General features: G+C 67.9%; 23 protein-coding genes and 1 pseudogene. 18 read left to right on the top strand and 6 right to left on the bottom strand.

All coding sequences use genetic code 11. From position 1 onward, the window contains the following. The first annotated feature begins 210 nt into the window (after nucleotides 1-210). The 11 genes from glnA (at nucleotide 211) to AC5P8J_RS10990 (ending at nucleotide 12,455) form a co-directional block, all read left to right on the top strand. Nucleotides 211-1,620: a type I glutamate--ammonia ligase gene (gene glnA / locus AC5P8J_RS11040; protein ID WP_019661939.1), complete on the top strand. Its 1,410-nt coding sequence runs from the start codon at nucleotides 211-213 to the stop codon at nucleotides 1,618-1,620. A 346-nt stretch (nucleotides 1,621-1,966) separates the two neighbouring features. Then, complete coding sequence (locus tag AC5P8J_RS11035) at nucleotides 1,967-2,305, top strand: P-II family nitrogen regulator (protein ID WP_004134334.1); 339 nt, start codon at nucleotides 1,967-1,969, stop codon at nucleotides 2,303-2,305. Nucleotides 2,306-2,327: 22 nt separating this feature from the next. Beyond that, entirely contained in the window at nucleotides 2,328-3,758 is a 1,431-nt protein-coding gene (gene amt, locus AC5P8J_RS11030) for an ammonium transporter (RefSeq protein WP_180877367.1), read from the top strand. A 221-nt stretch (nucleotides 3,759-3,979) separates the two neighbouring features. Continuing rightward, nucleotides 3,980-4,726, top strand: coding sequence for an N-acetylmuramoyl-L-alanine amidase (locus AC5P8J_RS11025; RefSeq protein ID WP_494539896.1), 747 nt, complete (start codon nucleotides 3,980-3,982; stop codon nucleotides 4,724-4,726). Nucleotides 4,727-4,793: 67 nt separating this feature from the next. Continuing rightward, a complete protein-coding gene (gene mltA / locus AC5P8J_RS11020; protein WP_155028772.1) occupies nucleotides 4,794-5,969 on the top strand; it encodes a murein transglycosylase A in 1,176 nt (391 codons plus the stop codon). Between the two features lie 84 nt (nucleotides 5,970-6,053). Further along, a complete protein-coding gene (locus AC5P8J_RS11015) occupies nucleotides 6,054-6,368 on the top strand; it encodes a hypothetical protein (RefSeq protein WP_053461818.1) in 315 nt (104 codons plus the stop codon). Between the two features lie 104 nt (nucleotides 6,369-6,472). Next, nucleotides 6,473-8,515: a TonB-dependent receptor gene (locus tag AC5P8J_RS11010; RefSeq protein ID WP_227852979.1), complete on the top strand. Its 2,043-nt coding sequence runs from the start codon at nucleotides 6,473-6,475 to the stop codon at nucleotides 8,513-8,515. 115 nt (nucleotides 8,516-8,630) lie between these two features. Then, a complete protein-coding gene (locus AC5P8J_RS11005) occupies nucleotides 8,631-9,692 on the top strand; it encodes a two-component system sensor histidine kinase NtrB (protein ID WP_021204071.1) in 1,062 nt (353 codons plus the stop codon). After that, entirely contained in the window at nucleotides 9,685-11,133 is a 1,449-nt protein-coding gene (gene ntrC / locus AC5P8J_RS11000; protein ID WP_495216782.1) for a nitrogen regulation protein NR(I), read from the top strand. The genes AC5P8J_RS11005 and ntrC overlap by 8 nt, the downstream gene beginning before the upstream one ends. 93 nt (nucleotides 11,134-11,226) lie before the next feature. Continuing rightward, nucleotides 11,227-11,796, top strand: coding sequence for a superoxide dismutase family protein (locus AC5P8J_RS10995; protein ID WP_019661930.1), 570 nt, complete (start codon nucleotides 11,227-11,229; stop codon nucleotides 11,794-11,796). A gap of 32 nt (nucleotides 11,797-11,828) precedes the next feature. Next, nucleotides 11,829-12,455 (top strand): superoxide dismutase family protein, encoded by a 627-nt coding sequence (locus tag AC5P8J_RS10990; RefSeq protein ID WP_134729766.1) that lies wholly within the window; start codon nucleotides 11,829-11,831, stop codon nucleotides 12,453-12,455. Between the two features lie 213 nt (nucleotides 12,456-12,668). On the opposite strand, the gene AC5P8J_RS10985 is transcribed toward AC5P8J_RS10990, so the two are convergent. Then, nucleotides 12,669-13,556 (bottom strand): hypothetical protein, encoded by an 888-nt coding sequence (locus AC5P8J_RS10985; protein ID WP_188250451.1) that lies wholly within the window; start codon nucleotides 13,554-13,556, stop codon nucleotides 12,669-12,671. 93 nt (nucleotides 13,557-13,649) lie between these two features. Between AC5P8J_RS10985 and AC5P8J_RS10980 the strand changes: the two genes are divergently transcribed. Beyond that, on the top strand, nucleotides 13,650-14,945 hold the full coding sequence (locus AC5P8J_RS10980) for an acetyl-CoA C-acetyltransferase (RefSeq protein ID WP_099551602.1): 1,296 nt from the start codon (nucleotides 13,650-13,652) through the stop codon (nucleotides 14,943-14,945). A 92-nt stretch (nucleotides 14,946-15,037) separates the two neighbouring features. Here AC5P8J_RS10980 and AC5P8J_RS10975 read toward each other — a convergent pair whose 3' ends face one another. From AC5P8J_RS10975 to AC5P8J_RS10965, 3 genes are all read right to left on the bottom strand, one after another. Next, nucleotides 15,038-16,333, bottom strand: coding sequence for a heme biosynthesis HemY N-terminal domain-containing protein (locus AC5P8J_RS10975; protein ID WP_019661926.1), 1,296 nt, complete (start codon nucleotides 16,331-16,333; stop codon nucleotides 15,038-15,040). A 6-nt stretch (nucleotides 16,334-16,339) separates the two neighbouring features. Continuing rightward, a complete protein-coding gene (locus AC5P8J_RS10970) occupies nucleotides 16,340-17,317 on the bottom strand; it encodes a uroporphyrinogen-III C-methyltransferase (protein ID WP_207049749.1) in 978 nt (325 codons plus the stop codon). Between the two features lie 104 nt (nucleotides 17,318-17,421). Further along, nucleotides 17,422-18,231: a uroporphyrinogen-III synthase gene (locus AC5P8J_RS10965; protein ID WP_021204065.1), complete on the bottom strand. Its 810-nt coding sequence runs from the start codon at nucleotides 18,229-18,231 to the stop codon at nucleotides 17,422-17,424. Nucleotides 18,232-18,266: 35 nt separating this feature from the next. Between AC5P8J_RS10965 and AC5P8J_RS10960 the strand changes: the two genes are divergently transcribed. The 5 genes from AC5P8J_RS10960 to AC5P8J_RS10940 all read left to right on the top strand — a co-directional run bounded on the left by AC5P8J_RS10960 (nucleotide 18,267) and on the right by AC5P8J_RS10940 (nucleotide 21,351). Further along, nucleotides 18,267-18,734 carry a YiiD C-terminal domain-containing protein gene (locus AC5P8J_RS10960; RefSeq protein ID WP_227854224.1) on the top strand — a complete coding sequence of 156 codons (468 nt, stop codon included), beginning with the start codon at nucleotides 18,267-18,269 and terminating at the stop codon, nucleotides 18,732-18,734. 32 nt (nucleotides 18,735-18,766) lie between these two features. Next, nucleotides 18,767-19,192, top strand: coding sequence for a hypothetical protein (locus AC5P8J_RS10955; RefSeq protein ID WP_058980224.1), 426 nt, complete (start codon nucleotides 18,767-18,769; stop codon nucleotides 19,190-19,192). A 57-nt stretch (nucleotides 19,193-19,249) separates the two neighbouring features. Next, a complete protein-coding gene (locus AC5P8J_RS10950) occupies nucleotides 19,250-19,687 on the top strand; it encodes a rhodanese-like domain-containing protein (protein ID WP_058980222.1) in 438 nt (145 codons plus the stop codon). Between the two features lie 99 nt (nucleotides 19,688-19,786). Further along, entirely contained in the window at nucleotides 19,787-20,305 is a 519-nt protein-coding gene (secB, locus tag AC5P8J_RS10945; RefSeq protein WP_005407596.1) for a protein-export chaperone SecB, read from the top strand. A 20-nt stretch (nucleotides 20,306-20,325) separates the two neighbouring features. Beyond that, a complete protein-coding gene (locus tag AC5P8J_RS10940; protein ID WP_021204061.1) occupies nucleotides 20,326-21,351 on the top strand; it encodes an NAD(P)H-dependent glycerol-3-phosphate dehydrogenase in 1,026 nt (341 codons plus the stop codon). Nucleotides 21,352-21,494: 143 nt separating this feature from the next. Here the strand turns inward: AC5P8J_RS10940 and AC5P8J_RS10935 are convergent. Continuing rightward, nucleotides 21,495-21,782 (bottom strand): annotated as a pseudogene (locus AC5P8J_RS10935) (YybH family protein); the annotation flags it as partial. Between the two features lie 59 nt (nucleotides 21,783-21,841). Here AC5P8J_RS10935 and AC5P8J_RS10930 point away from each other — a divergent pair. Beyond that, nucleotides 21,842-22,516 carry an Ivy family c-type lysozyme inhibitor gene (locus AC5P8J_RS10930; protein WP_021204025.1) on the top strand — a complete coding sequence of 225 codons (675 nt, stop codon included), beginning with the start codon at nucleotides 21,842-21,844 and terminating at the stop codon, nucleotides 22,514-22,516. A 60-nt stretch (nucleotides 22,517-22,576) separates the two neighbouring features. Here the strand turns inward: AC5P8J_RS10930 and AC5P8J_RS10925 are convergent, their stop codons facing one another. Then, a complete protein-coding gene (locus AC5P8J_RS10925; RefSeq protein ID WP_494539905.1) occupies nucleotides 22,577-22,951 on the bottom strand; it encodes a hypothetical protein in 375 nt (124 codons plus the stop codon). Between the last annotated feature and the right edge of the window lie 292 nt (nucleotides 22,952-23,243).

Raw genomic sequence — 23,243 nt, 5'->3', positions numbered from 1 at the left:
CGCGCGGCAGGAAGGAAGAAGGTCGAGAGGATAGACGATCCCTGCTGCACCAAACGGGTGCGCCTGCTGCCGACTGCACCTGTTTGGTGCGCGCTGTTCCGCACCGGTGCGGGGCGGGCTCAGGTAAATCAACGACTTGCGGGTCGCAAAAAGTTGGCACGGTCATTGCTGTACCTCAGCAGGCATTCATCCCCATCCGAGGTCGTACCGATGTCCGTGGAAAACGTTGAGAAGCTGATCAAGGACAACCAGATCGAATTCGTCGATCTGCGTTTCGTGGACATGCGTGGCGTCGAGCAGCACGTCACCTTCCCGGTCAGCATCGTCGAGCCGTCGCTGTTCGAAGAAGGCAAGATGTTCGACGGCAGCTCGATCGCCGGCTGGAAGGGCATCAACGAATCGGACATGGTGCTGCTGCCGGACCCGTCCAGCGCCTACGTCGATCCGTTCTACGCCGATCCGACCCTGGTGATCAGCTGTGACATCCTCGATCCGGCCACCATGCAGGCCTATGGCCGCTGCCCGCGCGGCATCGCCAAGCGTGCCGAGGCCTACCTGAAGTCCTCCGGCATCGCCGAAACCGCGTTCTTCGGCCCGGAGCCGGAATTCTTCATCTTCGACTCGGTCCGTTTCGCCAACGAAATGGGCAACACCTTCTTCAAGGTCGACTCGGAAGAAGCGGCATGGAACAGCGGCGCCAAGTATGACGGCGCCAACAGCGGCTACCGTCCCGGCGTGAAGGGCGGCTACTTCCCGGTTCCGCCGACCGACACCCTGCACGACCTGCGCGCCGAGATGTGCAAGACCCTCGAACAGGTCGGCATCGAAGTGGAAGTGCAGCATCACGAAGTGGCCACCGCCGGCCAGTGCGAGATCGGCACCAAGTTCAGCACCCTGGTGCAGAAGGCCGACGAGCTGCTGCGCATGAAGTACGTCATCAAGAACGTCGCGCATCGCAACGGCAAGACTGTCACCTTCATGCCCAAGCCGATCGTCGGCGACAACGGCAGCGGCATGCATGTGCACCAGTCGCTGTCCAAGGGCGGCACCAACCTGTTCTCCGGTGACGGCTACGGTGGCCTGAGCCAGCTGGCGCTGTGGTACATCGGCGGCATCTTCAAGCACGCCAAGGCCATCAATGCCTTCGCCAACTCGGGCACCAACAGCTACAAGCGCCTGGTGCCGGGCTTCGAGGCGCCGGTGATGCTGGCCTATTCGGCCCGCAACCGTTCGGCCTCGTGCCGCATTCCGTGGGTGTCCAACCCGAAGGCGCGCCGCATCGAAATGCGCTTCCCGGATCCGATCCAGTCCGGCTACCTGACCTTCACCGCGCTGATGATGGCCGGCCTGGACGGCATCAAGAACCAGATCGACCCGGGCGCACCGAGCGACAAGGACCTGTACGACCTGCCGCCGGAGGAAGAGAAGCTGATCCCGCAGGTCTGCTCCTCGCTGGACCAGGCGCTGGAAGCGCTGGACAAGGACCGCGAGTTCCTGAAGGCCGGCGGCGTGATGAGCGATGACTTCATCGACGGCTACATCGCGCTGAAGATGCAGGAAGTGACCAAGTTCCGCGCGGCCACCCACCCGCTGGAATACCAGCTGTACTACGCGAGCTGACCGGGCGCGATGGCGGTGGGTTCCCCCTCCCACCCGCCGCCATCGCTTCCGTTCTCGCGGCTGGGGAGCCGCAGGGCGGGCGCAGGCCCGCCGTTGTAGAGCGGACTGTCAGTCCGCTGCATTGGAACGCGAGCCATTGGCCCGCTTATCCAGGGGCAAGAGAGAGACCGGATACGCGACCAGGGCCGCCCTCCCTCCCGCGTCGGTCGTGCAAGGAGAGAGGCACGGCCGTCCCGGCCCTGTACGTGTCCGGTGCAACAGCCACGGTCATCATCCTGATGACCCGTGGTTGCCTGATGCCAACGCGCGCTGGCGCGCTGGCCCCATCCACCCTCGGGACATGCGCATGAAACTGATCTCCGCCATCATCCGACCGTTCAAGCTCGACGAGGTCCGCGAGGCCCTGTCCGATGCAGGCGTGTCGGGCATCACCGTGACCGAAGTGAAAGGTTTCGGTCGCCAGAAGGGCCACACCGAGCTGTATCGCGGTGCCGAGTACGTTGTCGACTTCCTGCCCAAGATCAAGATCGAAACCGTCGTCACCGACGAACGTGCCGACGCGGTGATCGAAGCGATCCAGTCGTCTGCCGGCACCGGCAAGATCGGTGACGGCAAGATCTTCGTGACCGCTGTCGAGCAGGTCATCCGCATCCGCACCGGCGAAATCGGCGCCGACGCGCTGTAAGCCCCCTTCCGGAGACTCCCCCATGAAGATGCGCCTTCTCACCGGGTGGCAAGCCCGGTTCCATGTCGTGTGGCTGTTGATGCTGCTCAGCGCGCTGGCCGCTGGTGCCTGGCCGGGCAGCGCCCACGCCCAGGCACAGGTGTCGCCGCTGCCGAGCGAAACCGTGGCGGTCGAGCCGCTGCACGATCCGGCCGCCACCGCCGCCGCGCCGGCCGTGGCCGAAGCGGCCGCTGCCTATGATCGTGGCGACGTCGCCTGGATGCTCACTTCCACCCTGCTGGTGCTGCTGATGGTGGTGCCAGGCCTTGCCCTGTTCTACGGCGGCCTGGTGCGTTCGAAGAACGTGCTGTCGGTACTCAGCCAGATCCTGGTGGTGTTCTCGCTGGTGCTGCTGCTGTGGGTGGCCTATGGCTACAGTGCGGTGTTCAGCGCCGGCAATCCGTTCTTTGGCTCGTTCACCGAATTCGCCTTCCTCAAGGGCTTCACTCCGGAGTCGGTGGGCAATACGCCGATCAAGGGCCTGCCGGATTACCTGTTCGTCGCCTTCCAGTCGACCTTCGCCGGCATCACCACCGCGCTGATCGTCGGTGCCTTCGCCGAGCGCATCAAGTTCCGTGCGGTACTGCTGTTCTCGGCACTGTGGTTCACCCTCAGCTACATCCCGATGGCGCACATCGTCTGGGGCGGCGGCTACCTGGGTGAACTGGGCGCGATCGACTTCGCCGGTGGCACCGTGGTCCACATCAATGCGGGCGTGGCCGGCCTGGTCGGCGCGTGGCTCGTCGGCAAGCGCCTGGGCTACGGCCAGACCGCGCTGAAGCCGCACAACGTACCGTTTACCTACATCGGCGCCATGCTGCTGTGGGTAGGCTGGTTCGGCTTCAACGCCGGTTCCGCCGCTGCGGCCGATACGGTGGCCTCGCTGGCCTTCCTCAATACCGTGCTGGCCACCGCCGCCGCCGTGCTCGGCTGGACCCTGGTGGAAGCGATCGGCAAGGGCAAGCCGTCGGCGCTGGGTGCAGCCTCGGGTGCGGTGGCCGGCCTGGTCGGCATCACCCCGGCCTGTGGCACGGTCGGCCCGCTTGGCGCGATCGTGATCGGCTTCGTCGCCGGCGTGATCTGCGTGTGGGGCGTGACCGGCCTCAAGCGCCTGCTGAAGGTGGACGACACCGCCGACGTGTTCGGTGTGCATGGTGTCGGCGGCATCGTCGGCGCGATCCTCACCGGCGTGTTCAGCGCGCAGTCGCTGGGCGGCACCAAGGCCGATCTGGATATCGGCCACCAGGTGTGGGTGCAGGTGGTCAGCGTCGGCCTGACCGTGCTGTGGTCGGCGGTGGTGACCGCGGTCATCCTGCTGCTGGTAAAGGTCGTGGTGGGCCTGCGCGTGACCGAAGAAGCAGAGCGCACTGGCCTGGATGTGACTTCGCACGGCGAGTCTGCCTACGAGGCCTGAGGTAGCGGCGTACTGACGTGGTGGGTGCCGACCGTTGGTCGGCACTTCTCCTGTCCTGGTTCTGGTAGGTGCCAAGCTTGCTTGGCACAGGGTCCGGGTCTGCTCTGGTGGGTGCCGACCGTTGGCTGGCACGGCCGGAGTGGCGCATCCACGCATGGCGTGGATCTACCGAATCTTTCTTGTGACATGCACCCTCGCGCCAGATCGCGCACAATCAGGCCATGCCTCCGATCCGCACCCCCCTGATGCTCTCGGCCTGCCTGTTGCTGGCCGCCTGCGCTTCCACGCCACGGGAAACGCGCAACCCGCTCGCCACCTGGGTGCCTTCGCCCAACCAGAACGCGCGCACGCCGGTCATCATCGTCATCCACCACACCGAGCAGAAATCGGTGCAGCAGAGCCTGCATACGCTGCGTACCGCCAACAGCGGTGGACCGGTCAGCGCGCACTACCTGATCGGCGCCGATGGCCATCGCTACCAGCTCGTCGCCGATGAGCGCCGTGCCTGGCATGCCGGCGCCGGGCGATGGGGCACCATCACCGATCTCAACTCGGCCTCGATCGGCATCGAGCTCGACAACGATGGCCGCAGCCCGTTCAGTGCGGCGCAGATCGAATCGCTGATCGTGCTGCTGCGCGACCTCACCACCCGCCTGAACATCCCGCCGCGCCAGGTGATCGCCCACGCCGACCTGGCACCGACGCGCAAGCAGGATCCGAGCCGCTTCTTCCCGTGGCAACAGCTGGCCGAGGCCGGCTTCGGCGTGTGGCCGCGCGCGGCCGACGGCGCGGCACCTGAAGGCTTCGACGCGTGGAATGCGCTGGCCCGCTTCGGCTATCCACTGGACAACCGAGAAGCCACCGTCGCCGCCTTCCACCGCCGTTTCCGTGGCCGCGACGACCTGCCCAAGACGCTGGATGCCGAGGACGCCCGCATCCTGCATTCGTTGCTGCTGCAGATGCCGTGACTCCGCGCATGAACGCTTGACCCCGCGCCGGGTTGCCGCCCAGCGGCCGGCCCGCCACCATGGCGGCATGATCGATTCCGCTACCTTCTTCAAGCGCAAGCACTGGACCCTGTTGGCAGCGGCGGTGCTCGCCGGTTGCGCCACCACCGCTCCCCGCACGGGTTCCGAAGCGCCCACGCCGACCTCGCCGCCGGCGGCCACCTACGCCAAGGTCGACTGGAAAGCCCTGCCCGCAGTCTCCGATGCTGATCTGCAGGCCGGCTTCGTTGCCTGGCGCAGCAGCTGCACCCGCCTGAAGAACGACGCCGCCTGGGCCAAGCCCTGTGCCACCGCCGCAGCCGTGTCAGACAAGGACCCGGCCGCGATCCGCCAGTTCCTGCAGCGCGACCTCGATGCCTATGCGCTGCGTGCCGGTGGCCGTCAGGCCGACGGATTGATCACCGGTTACTACGAGCCGATCTACCCCGGCAGCCTTACCCGTACCGATAAGGCCACGGTGCCGGTGTACGGCACGCCGGATGATCTGATCGTGGTGCAGCTGGACAGCCTCTACCCGGAACTGAAGGGCAAGCGCCTGCGCGGGCGGGTTGAGGGCAAGGTGCTCAAGCCCTATGACGATGCCGGCACCATCGCCGCCAAAGGCGTAAAGGCGCCGGTGCTGGCCTGGCTGACCGACCCGATGGACCTGCAGCTGCTGCAGATCCAAGGGTCCGGCCGCGTCCGCCTGGCTGATGGCACGCAGGTGCGGCTGGCCTATGCCGAGCAGAACGGCCACCCCTATCGCGCGATCGGTCGCTGGCTGGTGGACCAGGGCCAGCTGAAGAAGGAAGACGTCACCATGGACGCGATCCGCGCCTGGGCCCGGGCCCATCCCGCGCGCGTGCCGGAACTGCTGCGCAGCAACCCCAGCTACGTGTTCTTCGTGCGCACTCCGGACAGCCCGGAAGGTCCGCGTGGTTCACTGAACGTACCGCTCACCGCCGGCTACAGCGTGGCGGTGGATCGCACCGTGGTACCGCTGGGCAGCCTGCTGTGGCTGTCCACCACGCGCCCGGACGGCAGCCCGGTGGTGCGCCCGGTGGCCGCGCAGGACACTGGCGGTGCCATCGCCGGCGAAGTGCGCGCCGACCTGTACTGGGGCAGCGGCGAAGCCGCCGGCAAGCTGGCCGGCGACATGAAGCAGAAGGGCAACATCTGGATGTTGTGGCCGAAGGGCGTGGCGTTGCCAGCGCCGGCCCGCTGAAGCGCCCACCTGCGCGCTGCGAGGTCGGGCGATAATGGCGCCATTCCGAACTTTCCGGCCGCGTCTGCGGCCAGGACCTCTGCAATGACCTACGCAAAGCACAACGCAAAATCCGGCGCGAAATCCGCCGCAAAGAAGTACTACAAGCACTGGGCCGAATCGGGCCTGGGCAAGGGCAACGTGCTGATGGAAGCGCGTGGCGAGAAGATCGTGCGGCAGGTGGAAATCTACGGGACCAAGATGGTCTGGGCCGACGAGCATGCCCACAGCGACGACCGCTTCCTGCTGGCCGACCAGCCGGTGTCGTTCCTGGATTTCGACGAGGACGACGAAATCTCCGCGCGTGAATTCGAAGCCGCCTGGAAGAAGGCACGGGAAGCCACCGGCTACCCGGTGTAATCCCCCCCGGCTCCCGCCCTTGTAGCGCCGAGCTTTGCTCGACGCTGCAAAAGCGGGCACGTGAAATGTTATATGATTACATTTCACCGTAACCGCCCCTTCCCATGACTCCCACCCTTTTGGCCGCCTTGGCGGCCGCGCCGTTCGCCCCTGAAGCTTTCGCACAGTCCGCCGATGCCGCGCTCACCCTCGGCAAGGTGCAGGTGCACCAGCACGGCGAAGGCCAGCTCAGTGCGCACCAGGTACTGACTTCGGTGGACGTGCTCGGCGCGGACCAGATCGAAGACCGCAACGTCTCGCACAGCTGGGAGCTGCTGGGGCAGATGCCCGGCATCCAGCTCACCGAAACGCGGCAGGGTGCCGAATCGGGCAAGGTCAGCTTCCGCGCCTTCAACGGCGAGGGCTACCTCAACGCGATCAAGACCCTCATTGACGGCATCCCCAGCAACGTCAACAGCGGCAACCAGCGCTTCATCGACATGCTGTTCCCGCTGGACATCAGCTACATCGAAGTGGTGCGCGGTACCAACGACCCGCGCTACGGCCTGCACAACATCGGCGGCAACGTGAACTTCGGTACGCGCCAGGGCGGCACCTACACCGACGCGCGACTGGCCTATGGCAGCTACAACACCCGAGATGCACAGCTGGCAGTCGGCCGTGAAGCCAATGGCTTCGCGCAGAACTATTTCGTCGGCACCCAGGCCAGCGACGGCTACCGCGATCACGATGCCTCGAAGAAGTATTCGCTGGGCGGCAAGTGGTTCCATGGCTCGCTGGACGACGGCCTGCGCGTGGGCCTGACCGCGCGCGCGTACCACCACGAAGCCGACGAACCCGGCTTCATGACCGCCGAGGAACTGCGTACGCACCGCCGTGGCAGCGACCTGCGCAACGGCAACGATGGCGATGAACGCGACATGCGCCAGATCGCCGCGCACCTGGACATGAAACTGTCCGACGCGCTCACCTTCGGCACGCGGCTGTACTACAACCGCTATGAAGACGACCGCCGCGTGACCTTCAGCGACGTGCCCAACGGCAACCTGCCGCGCCAGCGCCGCGTGTGGGACGAGCGGCAGCATGGCCTGCTCACCACGCTCACCTGGCAGGCCAGGCCCACGCTTACCGTCGAGGGTGGCCTGAACTACGAGCAGCAGGACAACGGCTACATCCGCGAGCGCTACGCCTACGCCGAACCCACCGACTTCAGGCAGCCACCGGCGCGGGTGCAGAACAATGATCGCCACAGCTTCGACAACTGGGGCGCCTACGTGCAGGCGGTCTACCAGCCCGTCGAAGCCTGGAAGGTCGTGCCGGCCTATCGCGTCGACCGCTTCAGCGGCCGCACCCACCTGGTGAACGGCGTCAGCGGCCGCCTGCAGGACTACGGCACGATCGGCCAGCCCAAGCTGAGCATCATCCACACCCTGGGCCAGACCACCCACGTCTACGCGAACTGGGGCCGCACCTTCCAGGTACTGACCGGCTCCACCGCACCGGCCTACCTCACCCCGGGGCAGGCACCGATGCAGCCGTCCACCAACACCGGCATGGAGCTGGGCCTGAAGTTCCAGCCGTTCGCGGGCGCCCAGGCACGTCTGGCGGTGTGGCAGCAGGACGCGGAAAACGAGGTATCCAACATGCCGGCCACCGGAACCACGGTCATTCTGGGCAAGACCCGCCGGCGCGGCGTGGATGCGCAGTTGAGCCTGCAACTGGGCGACGACTGGACGGTGTGGGCGTCGCACGCCTACCAGGAAGCGAAGATCACCCGCGACGACCGCGATGCCGGCGTTTCCCTGCAGGGACGCGAAGTGGCTGCCACCCCGCGCCACATCAGCAATCTGGGCGTGGATTACCGCGCCGGTGATGCGCTGCGGCTGGGCCTGCAGGCGCGTGCACAGGGCGACTACTACCTGGAGGAGCGCAACGTAGCCGGCAAGTTCGGTGGCTTCGCCGTGCTCGACCTCAGTGCTGCCTACCAGCTCACCCCGCGATTCAGCGTGGACCTGCAGCTGAAGAACGCCACCAATCGCCAGTACGCCTACGCCTGGTACGACAGCTTCTTCTGGGACAGCGCCCGCCCGATGTTTTCGCCGGCCCCGGGACGCAGTGTGTTCGTCGGCCTCAACATGAAGCTGTAACCGGCCACGCATCTGGTAGTGGTCGAGCTCGCTCGACCTGCGGCGGGGGCCGGAGCCCTTTTCTGGCGGAACGTGCTCTGACCCCGAACCCCGCATTTTGCACTACATTGGTGCAATGTCCGACCCCGCACCCCCGCCGTCCCTCGATGCCCTGGGCACGCCGCTGGCCTGGGCCGGGGCCGATGGCCGCATCATCGGCTGCAATCCGGCCTTCGGCCGCTGGCTGGGTGTCAGCGGGCGCCGCCTGCTGGGCCAGCCGCTGGCTGCACTGGAAGTGCAGGGCGAAGCGCTGGCCCACTTCCTGGCACGCGATGAGCGCGACAGCCTGCGCCTGAACCGGTTGGCGCTGGCGGTGCCCGGCGAGGCGCCGCGCTTCGCCGAGGGCTGGATGAGCCGCCGCGACGATGGCGGCTGGTTGCTGGAGGCACATCCGGTCGACGAATTCCCTGGGCTGGACCCGACGCAGGCCCTGCCCAGCGCGCTCAGCGCGGCGCTGAAGGGCCTGGCCCACGAGCTGCGCAACCCGCTGGCCGGGTTGAAGGGTGCGGCCCAGCTGCTGGCCCGCCGCGCGGCCCAGCGCGAGGCCAGCGAGCGCGAACTGATCGAACTGATCGGCTCGGAGATCGAGCGCCTCAACGGCCTGCTCGACCAGCTGCTGTCGCCGGCCCCGGCCGCACCCCACGCCGAACTGAACATCCATGCCGCGCTGGAACGCGTGCTGCGCCTGGCCGAGAACGAGGCCGGCTGGGCAGTACGCCTGCAGCGCGACTACGACCCCAGCATTCCCGAATTCCGTGGCGACGCCGACCGTCTTACCCAGGCGGTGTGGAACCTGGTGCGAAACGCAATCCAGGCCGGTGCCGGTAGCATCACCCTGCGCACCCGCGTGGAGCATGGCGCGCGCATTGCCGAACAGCTGCACACGTTGGCCTTGCGCCTGGAAATCGCCGACGACGGCCGTGGCGTGCCCGAGGAACTGGCCGAACACCTGTTCCTGCCCTTGGTGAGTGGCCGCGCCGAAGGCACTGGACTCGGCCTGGCATTGGCCCAGCAGGTCGCGCGCGAGCATCGCGGCACGCTGACCTACCGCTCGCGCCCGGGCCACACCGTGTTCACCCTGCTGCTGCCGATCGTCAGCGGCGCCGCCCCGGCCGAGGAGGCCCCGCGCGATGTCTGAGTCTTCTTCGTCCCCGCAGCGCATCTGGGTGGTCGATGACGATCGTGCCGTGCGCTTCGTGCTGTGCACCGCGCTGCGCGAGGCGGGCTATCAGGTCGTCGATTTCGACAGCGCTGCGGCAGCCCTGCAGGCCCTGGGCGAAGGCGCGCCGCCGGCGCTGCTGTTCACCGATGTGCGCATGCCTGGCGACGATGGCCTGGTGCTGCTGGACAAGCTCAAGGCCGCGTTGCCGCAGCTGCCGGTGGTCGTGATGTCGGCCTATACCGATGTGGCCAGCACGGCCGGTGCGTTCCGCGGCGGCGCGCATGAATTCCTGTCCAAACCGTTCGACCTGGACGATGCCGTGGCGCTGGCGCAGCGCGTGCTGCCGGCGGTGGCGCCGGCACTGGCAGCGCCCACGCCTGCGCCGGAAGCGCATGGCGACCAACCGCCGCAACTGGTGGGTGAGACGCCACCGATGCGCGCGCTGTTCCGCGCCATCGGTCGCCTGGCGCAGGCGCCGCTGGCGGTGCTGATCACCGGCGAGACCGGCACCGGCAAGGAGCTGGTGGCCAATGCACTGCATCGCGAATCGCCGCGTGCGCATGGGCCGTTCGTCGCGCTCAATACTGCTGCCATTCCGTCCGAGCTGCTGGAAAGTGAGCTGTTCGGCCATGAAGCCGGCGCCTTCACCGGCGCGCAGCGCCGCCATACCGGCCGCTTCGAGCAGGCCGATGGCGGCACGCTGTTCCTGGATGAGATCGGCGACATGCCGCTGCCGTTGCAGACCCGGTTGCTGCGCGTGCTGGCGCAGGGCGAGTTCTTCCGCGTCGGTGGCCGCGAACTGATCCGCGTCGATGTGCGCGTGGTGGCCGCCACCCACCAGGACCTGGAAGGGCTGGTCGCGCAGGGGAAGTTCCGCGCGGACCTGCTGCACCGCCTCGACGTGGTGCGCCTGCAGCTGCCGCCGCTGCGCGAGCGCCGTGAAGACATCGCGCAACTGGCCAGCACCTTCCTGGCCGCCGCCGCACGCAGGCTGGACACGCCACCCAAGCGCCTGACCGCCGCCGCACTGCAGGCGCTGCGCGAACACGACTGGCCCGGCAACGTGCGCGAACTGGAAAACGTGTGCTGGCGGATGGCCGCGCTGGCCGCCGCCGACACCATCGGCGTGGCCGACGTCGATACCGCGCTGAACCGTACGCGGGGCGGTCGCGGCAGCATCAGCGGTGCCGATCCAGGCCAGTGGGAAGCGCTGCTGGCCGAATGGGCGCGCCGCCAGCTCGCCGAAGGCGTGGAAGGGCTGCATGCGCAGGTGCGCCAGCGGGTCGACCATGCGCTGCTGGAAGCGGCACTTCAGATCACCCATGGCCGCCGCGCCGAAGCCGCCGCCCGCTTGGGCCTGGGCCGCAATACCCTTACCCGCAAGCTGGGCGCTGGCCGCCGCCGCGGGGGCCATTGAACGGTCCCTGCACGCGGTCCTCGCGCCTGCTTGCCGAACTGTTGATCGTTCATGGACGATGCAACGCTTAGTGTCACCTGCAAGGAGTCTTCAATGCGTCTGTCCTTTGCCATCCTGCCGTTGTCCGCCGCCGTGCTGCTGTCTGCCTGTGGCAGTACGCCGAAGAAGGCCGAGCCCACCCCGCCGCCGCCGACCGTGGTCAGCGCTGCGAAGCAGGGCGAGGCCAATCTCGCGCCGGCCTCGGCCAGCATTGTCAGTGGCCGCATCGCACTGATGGTGGAGCCCGGCGGCATGCACATCACCGGCCTGGTCGGTGGCCTGCAGCCGATGCAGCAGGCCGGCTTCCACATCCATGAGCGCGGCGACTGCAGTGCGGTGGATGCCAGCAGTGCCGGCAATCATTTCAATCCCGGTGGCGCTGCGCATGGCCGCGCCGGCACCGGCAAGCACCACCTGGGCGACATGGACAACCTGCGTGCCGACGCCCAGGGCCGCGCCAACGTCGATATCCACCTCAAGGGCGTTACCCTTGGCGGAGGCGCCGCCACCGATATCGCCGGACGTGCACTGGTCGTGCATGCCAACGCCGACGACTATCGCAGCCAGCCCGCCGGCAATGCCGGCGTCCGCATCGCCTGTGGCGTGATCCGGGTCGTCCGCTGATCACTGCAGGCATCATCGAGGGAGAGATTCCAATGCGTCTGATCCACACTTCGCTGTTTGCGGCCATCGCCGCGCTGGGCCTGGCGGCCTGTAATCAGCAGCCCGCCACGCCGCAGACTGAAACTCCGCCGGCCGCGCCGGCCGACGGCGCCACCACCGGACCGGCGGCAACTCCGGAACCGGCTGCGGCACCGGCGGCCGATGCTTCGGCAACGGCCGAGCTGGCACCGACCCAGGGCAACGAGACCAAGGGCAGCGTCACCTTCAAGGTGGTTGATGGCAAGGTGCACGTGACCGGCCAGGTTACGGGCCTGAAGCCGGGTAGCGAGCACGGTTTCCACATCCACGAGAAGGGCGACTGCAGCGCGCCGGACGGCATGAGTGCCGGCGGCCACTTCAATCCCGGCAAGCAGGATCACGGCAACGTCGCCACCGATCCGCACCACGGCGGCGACATGCCCAACATCAAGGCCGACGACAAGGGCGTGGCCACCATCGACGGCCCGGTGTCGAGCAACGTCAACATCGGCAAGGGTGATGACTTCGACATCATCGGTCGCGGCCTGATCGTCCACGCCGATGCGGATGACTACAAGACCCAGCCGACCGGCAACGCCGGCGCGCGCCTGGCGTGTGCGGTGATCCAGAAGGCGCCGTAAGGACGCTTTTGCTGGAAACGGAAAACGCCGGCGCAAGCCGGCGTCTTTCTTTGCATCGCTTCCTGTAGAGCCGAGCCCATGCTCGGCTGCTCTTCGGTGGACCTGAGCCGAGCATGGACTCCGGCGCTACAGCAATACGCGCGGCGGTCGCGCCCCGGCGAAACGCAATTGCACGGTAGCGCCGGGCCATGCCCGGCGGTGCGCATCCGCAGATCAGCGCGCCAGCAGCTCGCGCGCGTCGTGCCCGGCCTCGCAGTGCACGAACAGCACCGGCACGCCGTGTGCCTCCAGCACCGCAGCCATCTGCCGCTGGCGCATCAGGAACTGTTCGTAGATGCCCTTCAGGCGGTCGCAATCGTTCTTGCTGTGGTTGTAGTGCGCGCACCAACCGGCCGGGTCGAACAGTGCCATGCGTGCTTCGCCGTGCGTATAGCGCAGCAGCGGCTCGGGCGCGGCATTGAGCCACTCGTCCTCGCCCGGCGCCATGATCGCGGTCTCGATCAGCGGCCACAGCGCGGCCAGGCCCTGGTTGTCGTACTGCATCGACATCATCGCGGCCAGATCGTTCACGGTGAAGTAGCGTGCGTGTTCGATCCGCGCACCGAAGCTGTTCTGCGCCATCAGCGCGGTGTCGGCATGCGCCATGCCGTTGGCGAGCAAGGTGTCTTCCAGCGCATGCGCGACCGCGTTGGTGGTGGCCACATCGCTGCCGGTCAGCAGGAACGGCACCACGCGCAGGCCACCGCCAACCAGGCTGGCATCGGCCTGGAACGGCAGCGGCACATCACCCTCGGCATCGGTACCGAAGGCCAGCAGGCGCGGGCCCTGGTTGCGGCCCGGAGCACGCATCTGCAGTTCTTCCAGGCGGCGATGGATCGGCCAGCCCGGGCGCAGCACTTCGGCCGGGTCGAAATGGGCGGCGGCGAACACCAGGTCCAGCTCGGCTACCTGCGGCACCAGCTTGGACAGGTCACGGCCGACGCGTTCGGCCAGTTCACCGGCCTGTTCTGCGCTGAGCACCGCCTGGCGGGGGATTTCACCGCCGGCCAGTTCCAGGGCCAGCACGCCAAGGGCATTCATCGCGGGGTCGGGTTTGCTCATGGTTCCACGGTTGGCCCATCACAGGGCGGCAGCTACACTTGGCTCCATTATGCCTGCTCCGCCGTGCAGGCCATGTTGCAGACACCCTCATCCATGCCAGGTATCTCCATGCCCAACGCTCGTCCCGTCGCCATCCTCGGTGGCGTCCGCATTCCGTTCTGTCGCCAGAACACCGCGTATTCGGATGTCGGCAACCTCGGCATGTCGGTCCGTACGCTGGGTGCGCTGGTCGAACGGTTCGGCCTGCATGGCCAGCAGCTGGGTGAAGTGGCAATGGGTGCGGTGATCAAGCACTCCAGCGACTGGAACCTGGGCCGCGAAGCCACGCTGTCCTCCGGCCTGTCGCCGCTGACCCCGGGCATCACCCTGCAGCGCGCCTGCGGTACCTCGCTGGACAGCATCATCACCGTGGCCAACAAGATCGCGCTGGGCCAGATTGAATCGGGCATCGGTGGTGGTTCGGACACCACCTCCGACGTGCCGATCGTCTACGGCAAGAAGCTGCGTGCACGCCTGCTGGCCGCCAACCGCGCCAAGAGCACCGGCGACAAGATCCGCGCACTCACCGCTGGCTTCAAGTTCTCCGAGCTCAAGCCCGAGTTCCCGGGCGTGGCCGAGCCGCGCACCGGCAAGAGCATGGGCGACCACTGCGAGGACATGGCCAAGGAGTGGAACATCTCGCGCGACTCGCAGGACGAGTGGGCGGTGTCCTCGCACAAGAAGCTGGCTGCCGCCTATGAGCGCGGATTCTTCAACGACCTGATCGCACCGTTCCGTGGCGTCGAGCGTGACAACATCCTGCGCCCGGATACCTCGCTGGAAAAGCTGGCGACGCTGAAGCCGGCGTTCGACAAGGTCTCCGGCCGTGGCACGCTCACCGCCGCCAACTCCACCCCGCTGACCGACGGTGCCGCTGCGGTACTGCTGGCCAGCGAAGAGTGGGCACGCGCGCACGGCCATGAGCCGCAGGCCTATCTGCGCGATGCGCATGTCTCTGCGGTGGACTTCGTGCATGGCGAAGGCCTGCTGATGGCACCGACCGTGGCCGTGCCCGAGATGCTCAAGCGCAATGGCCTGACCCTGCAGGACTTCGACATCTACGAGATCCACGAGGCCTTCGCCGCGCAGGTGCTGTGCACCCTCCGTGCGTGGGAGAGCGAGGATTACTGCCGCAACCGCCTGGGCCTGGACGCGCCGCTGGGCCGCATCGACCCGGACAAGATCAATCTGCTGGGCTCGTCGCTGGCCACCGGCCACCCGTTCGCCGCCACCGGCGCACGCGTGATCGCTACCGCCGCCAAGCAGCTGGCCGAACGCGGCGGTGGCCGCGCGCTGGTGTCGATCTGCACCGCCGGCGGCATGGGCGTGGTGGCGATCGTCGAACGCTGATCGCTGCGACTACCGGGTTCCACATATGAAAACGCCGCCCGGTGGGCGGCGTTCTTTTTCTCCGGTGGGTGCCGACCGTTGGTCGGCACGCTTCACGGCAACCGCGGGTTGCCGAATTCGTCGCGCTCTTCGTTGGCGTCATACACCGGGGGCTGGACCGCGATCGGCTGCTCTTCCACCGTGGCACGCAGCGGCGCTTCGCTGCCGCGTACCAGTTCCACGCTGTCCTCGCCGCGCTGCAGGCGCAGCGCATTGGCCAGGCACTGTGCCGCCAGCGCGTGTTCGCCACGCTGCGCGAACAGTTCACCCAGTGCCTCCCACGCTGGGGCACCGGCGCCGGCGGCGATGGCCTCGTGCAGGAACGTATCGGCGGCATCCCACTGCTGCTGGGCCAGGGCCACGCGGCCCTGCGCCAGATGCAGTGCGGCCGAGCCATCATGCACATTGCGCCAGCGCGCCAGGTTGGCCTGGCGGGTGGCCAGGCGCTCGGCCGGCAGGCGGCCGTACAGCGCCACCAGTTCGTCGTCCCAGCGCTGGTCCAGCGCCTGTTCCAGCGCCAGCAGCGCCGGCTCATCCCAGTTCAGGGCCACCGCGCGGCTGGCATAGGCGCCCACCACGTCCGGGGTCGGCCGCAGCGCCTTCGGCGTGGCTTCCCACTGTGCGGCCAATGCGTTGACGTCGGCCGCTTCCAGCAGCGCCTGTGCGGCCAGGCGGGCTTCCAGTTCGCTGTTTGATTCGGCCGGCAGTACCTTGCTCTGGCGCAGCGCACCCAGCTGGCCATAGGCCTCGTGTGCGCGGCCGGCACGCGCCAGCGCTTCGGTACGCAGCCACAGGCCGCGCGGCGGCAGCGGCTGGATCGCGGCTACGTCCAATGCGTTGATCGCATCCACCGGCAGGTCGCGCGCCAACAGCTGTTCGGCGCGCAGCAGCGCCTGCAGCGTGGCATCGCTTTCGCCCAGGCGCTGCAGCAGTGCTTCACCGGCGGGGCCGTCGGCGCGCGCCTGTGCGCTGCGCACCGCATTGGCCAGTGCCACCGCGCTCACCTCCGGGTCCTTGGCCGCACCGTCCAGCAGTTTCTCGGCACGCTGCCACTGGCCATGCTCGTAGGCCTGCAGGCCGTCGATCAGGCGCACCCTGCCCTGCTTGCGGCGGTAGCGGCCCCAGGCACGGAACGGTGCAGCGATCAGGCTCCACAGCAGCCACAGCACCAGGACCGTGATCACCGCCAGCAGCGCTACCTTCGGCAGGTTGCTGTGATAGTCGTAGCCGCCGTAGCGCAGGGTCACCTCGCCGAAGCGGTTCAGGTCATCGGCGCCGAGCCATTGCGCGGCGACCACGCCGATGGCCACGGCCAGCAACAGCACGACCAGGGATTGCAGGGGTTTCATGCGGGCTTACCTCCGGTCGGTCTGGGTGCGCAGTTGTTGCAGGGTGCTGCCAAGGACAGCGTCGTTGGCCTGCAGTGGAAGTTCGCGCAAGGCCTTCAGTTCAGCACGTTGCGCGCGCAGGGCCGGTGAATCCGGCCAGCGTCGCTGTGCCCAGTGTTCCACCCGGTCCAGGGCGGAGTTGCGGCCCGCGCGGTCGCCACGCTCGATGGCGGCACGTGCCAGCGTCAGTTCCAGCTGCAGTGCATCGTCGGCGTTGCGCTGTTCGGCGGCCGTCAGTGGGCCGTTCTGGCGGCTGGGGGTGATGTCCACGAACGGGGCCAGGGTGGCCTGCCACCACGGCTTGGCAGCATTGCCGCCGGTCGTGCCGGTGATCTGTGACGGTAGGCCCTGCAGCGCCCCGGCCACAGCATCCAGACGCTGCAGCGACTGCACGCGCGGGCCGCTGCCGAGCGCGTCCAGTGCCTCGCGCTCCTGCACCAGCGCCTGGCGCAGGTTCAGGCCATCAGCGTCGGGCAGTTCGGCCAGTGCGGTGGCCGCCTGTGCGTACAGGCGGCGTGCGCCCTCCACGTCGTCGGCATAATTCAGCCGTTGCGCCGCCTGGGTCAGCAGCAGTTCGGCCTCATCGCGCTGTACCGCCTGGCGGCCCTGGTTGGCGCTGTCGGCCAGCTTGGCCAGGTTCTCTTCCAGCAGCGCACTGCGCTGCGAAAGGCCCAGCATCTCGTCGCGCAGCACGCGGTTGGTGGTGGCCGCGTCCTGCAGGCGCTGGCTGGTTGCGCGCTGGTCACGACGCAGCGCATCGAGCGTGGCCTCCAGGCCCTTCAGCTGGACGGCCGTGGTCTGTGCCTGCGCTTCCTGCTCATGCTGTTGCTGCTGCCAGACGTACCAGCCGGCATAGCCGCCCGCGCCAAGCACGACCGCACCGGCCAGCGGCAGCAACCAGCGCACGGGTCTACGGGGCGGGGAAACGGGCGAAGTCTCGTTCATGGGGCTTCCTTGTCGGCAACGTCGCCGGTCAGGGTCCGGCAGGCCGCATGGTGCACAGCATCACTGTTGCCGACCACAGCGGCAAGCGTGATCCACGTCCCTGTTCAGTTCGCTGCCGGGACGGTGAGCGTGGCGTGTGCAGCGGCCACCAGCTGCGCAGCAGTGGGGCCGGCGCTGCGTGAGATGTGCCGCAGGCCGAGCGACCGCGCCTGTTCGCCGAGGCGGTCGCTGGCAACCACCACGCGGGCAGACGCCCGCAGGCGCTGCTGCCAAGTCGGCGGAAGCTGCTGCCAGAAATGCAGCAGCGCCTCGCCACTGCTGACCGCCAGCACCCACGGCTGCGCTGAATGCGCCAATCGCGCCAGCGTGCGGGGCGAAAGGCGCAGCAGGCGACGCTGGTAGACATCGGCACGTTCGATCGCGGCACCGGCGGCCTGCAGGTGTGCAGCAATCAGGCCGCGTCCGCCGGGCGCGGTGACCAGTCCGATGCGCAGGCCGCGGACGTCCGCCAGCACCGGCAGCGCCAGCAGCCCCTCGCTGTCCATCCGCTGCGGCGCATGCACCCCGGCGACGCCGTGCTCCCGCAGCGCGCGCGCGGTGCCTTCGCCCACGGTCAGCCACGGGCTGCGTTGCGCCTTGGCCAGCGGCAGCAGGGTGGCGGCCGCGGTAACCGCGGCCGGGCTGGTGAACACCACCCGGTCGCAGTTCAGCGCGCGTTGCAGCTGACGCACCACTGGCATGCCGTTCAAGCGCTGCAGGCGCCAGGGCGGCAGGGCCACCACATGCCCGCCCAGCCCAGCAACGGCGCGGCGCAGCGCGGAATTCTGGCCCTGCGGTCGCAGCGAAATGAAGGTCCAGCCCGGCTCGGAACCGGCGGCGCCAGTGGGTATCGTATGGTCGGCCATTGCCTGCATTATGCGGGCCCTTCGTTGTCGTGGTCGCTGCTCCGATGTCCGTTGATGCTCTGACTTCCTCGCTGGCCGCCCTGCAGGACGTGCTGGACTGCATGCCGGCGGTGCGCGCCATGCAGATCCAGCTCGATGGCTATGCCGATGGCGTGCTGCGCATCACCGCGCCGCTGGCCGCCAACGTCAACGACAAGGGCAACGCCTTCGGTGGCAGCCTGGCCTCGGTGCTGACCCTGTCCGGCTGGGCACTGGTCAGCCTGCGCCTGCGCCTGGCCGGCCACGATGCCGAGGTCTACGTGGCCGACAGCAACCTGCGCTACCTGGCCCCGGTCTACGAAGACCTGCATGCCCATGCCAAAGCGGCCGAAGCCAGCGGCTGGGATGCCTTCCTGAATACCTTCCGCCAGCGCCGCAAGGCCCGCATCAGCATCATCGCCACCCAGCCCGGCGCCGATGGCAAGCCGGCCGCCGAGTTCAGCGGTCGCTTCGTTGCCTTCGCCAAAGGGTAGGATGGCAGGCTGACGTCCTGGGGAAACCACCGATGCGCCGCCTCATCCAGTTCCTGATGTGTTCCCTGCTGCTGGTCAGCGCCGTGGCTTCGGCCGACGACCTCAGCCGCAAGCAGCGCAAGTTGCTGGAAGAGACCCAGATCGCCTACGGCGCCACCATCCGCTGGGGCAGCATGGACGATGCGATCGGCTATCTGGACCCGAAGCTGCGCAAGGAAAAGCCGCCGACCGAGTTCGAGCTCAACCGTTACGCACAGCTGCGCGTGTCGTCCTATCGCGAGCGCAGCAGCGCCGCGCTGGATGGCGGCCTGGTCGAGCGCCGGGTCGAAATCGGGGTGATCAACCAGAACACCCAGGCCGAGCGCACCGTGGTCGTGGTCGAGCGCTGGCGCTGGGACCCGGAGGCCAAGCGGTGGTGGCAGACCGCCGGCCTGCCGGACCTGTGGAAGGGGCAGTGACGGGCCGCGTCCGGCTTGTGCGACAATCGGCGCCCGCTTAATCGACCCGTGACCTGAGTGAATTACGAAGAGTTGCTGGCCTTTGCAGGCCGAAACCCGATGCTGTCCGCGGCCCTGGTCGGCCTGACCGTGGCCATCATCGTCACCGAGATCCGCCGCCTGTTCCGGGGCTTCAAGGGCATCAAGCCCGCCGAACTGACCCAGCTGATCAACGCGGGCGGCACGGTGGTGGTCGACCTGTCGGCCAGCGGTGACTTCGAGAAGGGCCACATTGCCGGCAGCCGCAACGCCCAGGCCAGTGCCTTCGGCCCGGAGCACAAGCTGGTGGCCAACGCCAGGCAGTCGCCGGTGGTGCTGGTGTGCCGCAGCGGCAACGCCTCGGAAACCGCCGCCAAGGCGCTGAAGAAGGCCGGCTTCGAGAAGGTCTACGTGCTCGACGGCGGCATTCCTGCCTGGCAGCAGGCCGAGCTGCCGCTGGTCAAGGGCCGCAACTGATTGCCGCAGGTGGCGGATCCGGCCTTGTATGGGCCTGATCCCGCCCCCATCGCAGTAATTCGACCATCGTTTTCATTGCATTCATTGGAGTTACTGGAAATGTCCGAAGAGATCACCAACGGCGCTGCTGCGCCGGTCGATGCCGCCACCGGCCCCGCTTTCACCGTCGAGAAGATCTACGTCAAGGACGTCTCCTTCGAGTCGCCGAACGCCCCGACCATCTTCAATGACCAGGTGCAGCCGGAGCTGCAGCTGAACCTGAACCAGCAGGTGCAGCGCCTGGGTGAGAACGCCTTCGAAGTCGTGCTGGCCGTGACCCTGACCTGCCAGGCCGGTGAGCGCACCGCCTACGTGGCCGAAGTGAAGCAGGCCGGCGTGTTCGGCCTGGTCGGCCTGGACCCGCAGTCGATCGACGTGCTGCTCGGCACCCAGTGCCCGAACATCCTGTTCCCATACGTGCGCCAGCTGATCAGCGACCTGATCCAGGCCGGCGGCTTCCCGCCGTTCTTCCTGCAGCCGATCAACTTCGAAGGCCTGTACGCAGAAACCCTGCGCCAGCGCCAGGAGCAGGGCGACGCACCGTCGCTGGCTGACTCCGAGCCGGCCGGCAACGCCTGATTCCTGCCGCGACGTCACGGATGAGCACTCCCGCTGACAAGATCGCCGTGCTGGGCGCCGGTTCCTGGGGAACCGCGCTGGCCAGCCTGCTCGCACGGCACGGTCACCCGACCGTGCTGTGGGGGCGCGATGCTGCCGTGGTCGACGCCATCGACCAGCGCCACGAGAACCCGCGTTACCTGCCGGGCATCCCGCTGCCGGACAGCCTGCGTGCCACTACCGACCTGGCGTCGGCGGTGGAGGGCGCGGCCTGGATCCTGGTGGTGACCCCCTCGCATGCCTTCGGCGAAACCGTGCGCGCGCTGGCGCCGCTGCGCCCGGCCGGTGCCGGCGTGGCCTGGGCCACCAAGGGCTTCGAACCCGGTTCGGGCCGCTTCCTGCATGAAGTGGCGCGCGAAGTGCTGGGTGAGGACGTGCCGCTGGCCGTCGTCACCGGGCCGTCGTTCGCCAAGGAAGTGACCCAGGGCCTGCCGACCGCGATCACCGTGCACGGCGACGTGCCCGAGTTCGCGCAGACGGTGGCCGAGGCGATGCACGGCCCGGCGTTCCGCGCCTATACCGGCGACGACATGGTCGGTGCCGAGCTGGGCGGCGCGATGAAGAACGTGCTGGCCGTGGCCACCGGCGTGGCCGATGGCATGCAGCTGGGCCTTAACGCCCGTGCCGGCCTGATCACCCGTGGTCTGAACGAGATGCTGCGCCTGGCCGCTGCGATCGGCGCCAAGCCGGAAACGCTGATGGGTCTGGCCGGGCTGGGCGATCTGGTGCTGACCTGCACCGGCGACCTGTCGCGCAACCGCCGCCTGGGCCTGGCCCTGGGCCGCGGCCAGACGCTGCAGGATGCCGTGCGCGAAATCGGCCAGGTGGTCGAGTCGGTGCAGACCGCCGACGAAGTGATGCGACAGGCGCGCCGCCATGGCATCGACCTGCCGATCTCCGACCGCGTGCGTGCCGTGCTGCACGGCGAGCAGACGCCGGAAGAAGGTCTGCGCGCGCTGCTGGCGCGGGAACAGAAACCGGAATACCCGGACACGCTGTTCAAGTGAATCGAAAAACCCCGGCCACGCGCCGGGGTTTTTTTATGCGCGCCCCATCCACGCATGGCGTAGATCCAGGACGGATCCCGCTTCTGGTAGCGGCCAACCTTGGTTGGCGCCCAGCAGCGCCGGGCCATGCCCGGCGGCATTCATCACCGCGCGCGCGGCCGCGCGTTGCTGTTGTCCATGTCCGATAAAATCAACCACGGCCCATCCCCCTCGCGCTTCAGCATGAGCGTGAACTTGCCGGTATCCCTCACGTTGCTGCCGTAGCTGTACGCACCAATGATGTAGCCCGTGCTGCCCTCCATCGAATACGGCAACGTACGCAGCCGCAACGGACTGCCACCCCGGCCGGCATACGCGGCCTCGATCGCGCTGCGGCCGCGCATCGGCAGCTGGTTGCTCTGCAGCACAAAGCCATCTTCGGCGAACAGCGCATTAGAATCACGCGGCCGTCGATTCGGCGGACGCAGCGCAGATCAGACAAGGACACGCGATGAAGATGCGAATCACAGGGATGGCGATGATGGCCGCGCTGCTGGCAGCCTGCGGACAGGCACCGGAAAAGACTGGCGAGACTGCACCTGCTGTGGCGCCAGCGCCGACCGCCGAAGCGCCGGCCGCCGCGGCGACGGTGGTCGAGAAGGAACCGCCCGCCGAAGACGGTGTGGACCCCTCGGTGTGGGACAACGAAGGCGAACCGGAAGACCCGAGTGCCGGCGGCGAACTCACCTGCGCGGACAACCCGCTGGCGACGCATTTCTTCACCCTGGTGGGCGGCAATACCGTGGACGACTGCGGCCGCGAGGACCCGAAGGTACTGGCCGCGTTCAACGCCCTGATGAAGAACACAGCTGCAGCCGAATCCGCTGACAAGGAGATTCCATCGCTGCGCGAACGCCTGTTGAGCGGGCCCAGCGGTCCTGGCGATCTGGTGGTGCTGCAGGGCGAGCCGTGGTGGTTCTATACCGCCTGCCAGGCCCATGACTGCCCCGGTACCGCGTTGGCGATGCTGTATTCACCCGACCAGTCGAAGATGGTCGGCCGTCTCACCGCACGCTGCCGTGTGTGGTGGCTGGGTGAGCCGACGGCGGAACAACGTGAGCAGATCGAACAGCGCCAACCACTGCAGGATGCCGCGTTGAAGGAAGACAGCGCGCTCTGCGAGTGATGTGGCGCGCTCCGCAGCGCCGGGCCGCGCACGGCGCTGCAGTGTGCGTTGTTCCCCGTATTACCCTTCCGGCCGCATGCGTGCGCTGACCTGTGCGGCCAGCGACAGGCTGGCCATCATCAGGCCCTCCATCACGCGGTCGCCCACGTACTCCTCGTCGGGTCCGTTCTGGCGCACGCGCTCGGCAGCCAGCAGCATTTCCAACGCCACGCGCAGGCCGGTCAATGCGAAATCCGCGTCGGCCAAGGCCATGCGGCGGCCAGGCATCTGATGACGTTCGGGCCAGGGCTGGCCGTCGGCGGCAGCGCCCTTGCCGATGCGGTCGAGCGTGGCGATGAAACCGAGAGGATCGCGCGCGTGCGCCGCTTCCGAAGGCGCGTCCGCGTTGGCGGGTACGTACTGCGTGCGCAGCCGGGAGGATTCGGGTGTGCTGATGGCAAGGGCTCCGTGCAGGACAGACGGCAGCCGCCACGCAAAGGTGGCGGGCGGAGACGTGGTTCGAAAACCGGGCGCTTGTTGAAACCGGCAGGCACAAGGCCTCCACGCTCCGCCCGCCATGACCGGCAGACGGAATGCCCGCCGGCGCCACGAGGGGTGACGCCGGCGGGCAAGCGTTGTCAAACAAGCGCACGGGTTTTCGAAGCCCGGCCATCCTTTTTCGATGGCACGTCATCTGTACGCGTGCTGCTGCGCGGTGCCAATCAGAACAGTTGCATTCAATGCTTGA

The organism is Stenotrophomonas sp. YJH_SMC_37 (genome assembly GCF_059370035.1).
This window is presented reverse-complemented; position numbering and strand designations above follow the sequence as displayed.

Bases quoted from the DNA above. Each gene is read 5' to 3' on its own strand.
- glnA (WP_019661939.1), top strand. From the start codon at position 211: ATGTCCGTGGAAAACGTTGAGAAGCTGATCAAGGACAACCAGATCGAA.
- AC5P8J_RS11035 (WP_004134334.1), top strand. From the start codon at position 1,967: ATGAAACTGATCTCCGCCATCATCCGACCGTTCAAGCTCGACGAGGTC.
- amt (WP_180877367.1), top strand. From the start codon at position 2,328: ATGAAGATGCGCCTTCTCACCGGGTGGCAAGCCCGGTTCCATGTCGTG.
- AC5P8J_RS11025 (WP_494539896.1), top strand. From the start codon at position 3,980: ATGCCTCCGATCCGCACCCCCCTGATGCTCTCGGCCTGCCTGTTGCTG.
- mltA (WP_155028772.1), top strand. From the start codon at position 4,794: ATGATCGATTCCGCTACCTTCTTCAAGCGCAAGCACTGGACCCTGTTG.
- AC5P8J_RS11015 (WP_053461818.1), top strand. From the start codon at position 6,054: ATGACCTACGCAAAGCACAACGCAAAATCCGGCGCGAAATCCGCCGCA.
- AC5P8J_RS11010 (WP_227852979.1), top strand. From the start codon at position 6,473: ATGACTCCCACCCTTTTGGCCGCCTTGGCGGCCGCGCCGTTCGCCCCT.
- AC5P8J_RS11005 (WP_021204071.1), top strand. From the start codon at position 8,631: ATGTCCGACCCCGCACCCCCGCCGTCCCTCGATGCCCTGGGCACGCCG.
- ntrC (WP_495216782.1), top strand. From the start codon at position 9,685: ATGTCTGAGTCTTCTTCGTCCCCGCAGCGCATCTGGGTGGTCGATGAC.
- AC5P8J_RS10995 (WP_019661930.1), top strand. From the start codon at position 11,227: ATGCGTCTGTCCTTTGCCATCCTGCCGTTGTCCGCCGCCGTGCTGCTG.
- AC5P8J_RS10990 (WP_134729766.1), top strand. From the start codon at position 11,829: ATGCGTCTGATCCACACTTCGCTGTTTGCGGCCATCGCCGCGCTGGGC.
- AC5P8J_RS10985 (WP_188250451.1), bottom strand. From the start codon at position 13,556: ATGAGCAAACCCGACCCCGCGATGAATGCCCTTGGCGTGCTGGCCCTG.
- AC5P8J_RS10980 (WP_099551602.1), top strand. From the start codon at position 13,650: ATGCCAGGTATCTCCATGCCCAACGCTCGTCCCGTCGCCATCCTCGGT.
- AC5P8J_RS10975 (WP_019661926.1), bottom strand. From the start codon at position 16,333: ATGAAACCCCTGCAATCCCTGGTCGTGCTGTTGCTGGCCGTGGCCATC.
- AC5P8J_RS10970 (WP_207049749.1), bottom strand. From the start codon at position 17,317: ATGAACGAGACTTCGCCCGTTTCCCCGCCCCGTAGACCCGTGCGCTGG.
- AC5P8J_RS10965 (WP_021204065.1), bottom strand. From the start codon at position 18,231: ATGCAGGCAATGGCCGACCATACGATACCCACTGGCGCCGCCGGTTCC.
- AC5P8J_RS10960 (WP_227854224.1), top strand. From the start codon at position 18,267: ATGTCCGTTGATGCTCTGACTTCCTCGCTGGCCGCCCTGCAGGACGTG.
- AC5P8J_RS10955 (WP_058980224.1), top strand. From the start codon at position 18,767: ATGCGCCGCCTCATCCAGTTCCTGATGTGTTCCCTGCTGCTGGTCAGC.
- secB (WP_005407596.1), top strand. From the start codon at position 19,787: ATGTCCGAAGAGATCACCAACGGCGCTGCTGCGCCGGTCGATGCCGCC.
- AC5P8J_RS10940 (WP_021204061.1), top strand. From the start codon at position 20,326: ATGAGCACTCCCGCTGACAAGATCGCCGTGCTGGGCGCCGGTTCCTGG.
- AC5P8J_RS10930 (WP_021204025.1), top strand. From the start codon at position 21,842: ATGAAGATGCGAATCACAGGGATGGCGATGATGGCCGCGCTGCTGGCA.